Below are 2,137 nucleotides of genomic sequence, written 5' to 3'. Positions count from 1 at the left end.
ATTGGGCCGCAGATCATGCCGCGCCGTCGCGTCCCGAACTGTCGTCCCCTCGTGAAGGGTCCCGGCCACGATCCGTGCCGTCATCAACTCCAGTGCAAATTCCGCTTGCCAACCGCACGGCGCGGCGCCCTTGTCAGAAACGCCGCACACCCCACGGGCAGACACCGTCCCGCTGCGGGTCGCGCCTGTTCGCGGGTAAATTGGGTTGCGCCCCAGTGGCTGCTCAGACCCGCAAACGGACAAATACGTTTTTTACCGACACGTTATTTCACTCTTCGCGATCAAACGCCGATTTCGATCAGTGTGATCTCGGGCACGACACCGAAACGGACAGGTATGATCGAACAGCCGATCCCGCCCGAAACGATCAGGTCGCGATCGCCTTCCCGCACATGGCCATACGCATAACGATTGCCGAATTTCGATGGCACGATGGGGGAATAGCCGAAAAGACGCACCTGCCCGCCATGGGTATGGCCCGAAAGCGTCAGGCAGAACCGATTGGGCACGTTCGGAAAGATATCGGGTTCATGCGCCAAAAGGATCGCGGGCGCGTCGTCGGTGATCTGGGCTTCGGTCCCCGGCAGGTCGTCAAGCCCCCGGAACACCATATCGCCAATGCCGATCGCCAACTGGTCATCGAGCCCTGCGAGCCAGAACGGGCCTGATGCCGCCCCCTCACCCAGCCGGATCGCCTCGTTCTGCATCACCGGTACACCGGCCGCCCGCAGCAGTTCCGCAATCCGGTTCGGCCCGCCGCCGCGCGCCTGTGCGGCCCGGTCATGCCACCAGTCGTGATTGCCAAGGATGGCGAAACGGCCCATCGGCGCGGAGAGATCCGCCAGCACCTTCGCCGTCTCTTCCATTGAGACTTTTTTGGTTGTGAACCGGTGCCCCACTTCAAGATCGCCAAGGATCACGATCAGATCGGCGCCGAGCGCATTGGTGCGCGTCACGATCCGCTTCAGCCGGTCCAGCGTCACATAGGGTTCACCCATATGGATATCGGCCAGAACCGCGATCTTCAGCTCCCCGCCGGTCCAGTTCACAGGCCGGATGCGCTGGCGTTTCACACGCAGGCGCAAAGCGGGCTCGATGAAGAACCCGTAGAGGGACGTGAAAAGGCCTGCCAGGAACACACCCAGCAGGCCCTTCAATATTCCGCGCCGTGTGATCACGTCAGAGGCGCGAGGCGACGTTTTCCCAGTTCACGAGCTTATCGAGGAAGTTCGTGAGATAGGCAGGCCGCTTGTTGCGGAAGTCGATGTAATAGGAATGTTCCCACACGTCACAGCCCAGAAGCGCTGTCTGACCGAAGCACAAGGGGTTCACACCGTTTTCGGTCTTGGTGACCTTGAGGCTGCCGTCCTTGTCCTTGACAAGCCAGGCCCAGCCCGAGCCGAACTGACCGGCACCGGCGGCGGCGAAGTCGTCCTTGAACTGCTGGACCGAACCAAAGCTCTCGGTGATCGCCTTTTCCAGTTCACCCGGCATCGCATTGCCGCCCGGCCCCATCATTTCCCAGAACTGGGCGTGGTTCCAATGCTGGGATGCGTTGTTGAAGATGCCGTTCTGGGCCACGGCACCCGCCTGATAGGTGCCGATGACGATGTCTTCGAGCGATTTGCCCTCCCACTCGGTCCCGGCGATCAGCTTGTTGCCGTTGTCGACATAGGCCTTGTGGTGGATGTCGTGATGGTACTCCAGCGTCTCCTTGGACATGCCGGCCGATGCCAGCGCGTCGTGGGCGTAGGGAAGATCGGGAAGTTCGAAAGCCATTGGTTTTCCTCGCTCGTTTTCTTCGTTTCAGGGCGCGTTCCCCGGTTGGTATATACGCCCGCCATCGGCCGGGGAAAGGGCCGGACGGATGTCGTCGTCTCAGACGGGCGCCAAGGCCGCGGCGATCCGCCGGCCTTCGCCCAGAAGCACGTTGTAGGTCCGGCACGCCGACGGCGTCCCCATGATCTCGACGGCGATGCCCGCACCCTCAAGACGGGTCCGGACGTCGCCGGGCAGCGGCGCGATCTCCGCGCCCATGCCCACAAGCAGAACGTCGAAATCGCCGGGACGTTCCAAAAAGACCTCGACATCCGGCAACCCGGCCCAGGAACGCGGTCCGCTCGGCAGCATCGCCAGA

3 protein-coding genes are annotated in these 2,137 nt (G+C 62.4%); all 3 read right to left on the bottom strand.

Going from position 1 to position 2,137, the window contains the following annotated elements; translation table 11 throughout:
- Positions 1-281: 281 nt before the first annotated feature.
- Positions 282-1,157, bottom strand: a complete 876-nt coding sequence (locus WBB85_RS12155; RefSeq protein ID WP_432638875.1) for a metallophosphoesterase — start codon at positions 1,155-1,157, stop codon at positions 282-284.
- A gap of 22 nt (positions 1,158-1,179) precedes the next feature.
- Positions 1,180-1,779, bottom strand: a complete 600-nt coding sequence (locus WBB85_RS12150; protein WP_432638874.1) for a superoxide dismutase — start codon at positions 1,777-1,779, stop codon at positions 1,180-1,182.
- A gap of 99 nt (positions 1,780-1,878) precedes the next feature.
- Positions 1,879-2,137 (bottom strand): Mth938-like domain-containing protein (locus WBB85_RS12145; RefSeq protein ID WP_432638873.1); only part of this gene is annotated, 259 nt, incomplete at its 5' end.

Source organism: Albidovulum sp., assembly GCF_049646345.1.
Classification (GTDB): Bacteria; Pseudomonadota; Alphaproteobacteria; order Rhodobacterales; family Rhodobacteraceae; genus Albidovulum.
This window is presented reverse-complemented; position numbering and strand designations above follow the sequence as displayed.

Bases quoted from the DNA above. Each gene is read 5' to 3' on its own strand.
- WBB85_RS12150 (WP_432638874.1), bottom strand. From the start codon at position 1,779: ATGGCTTTCGAACTTCCCGATCTTCCCTACGCCCACGACGCGCTGGCA.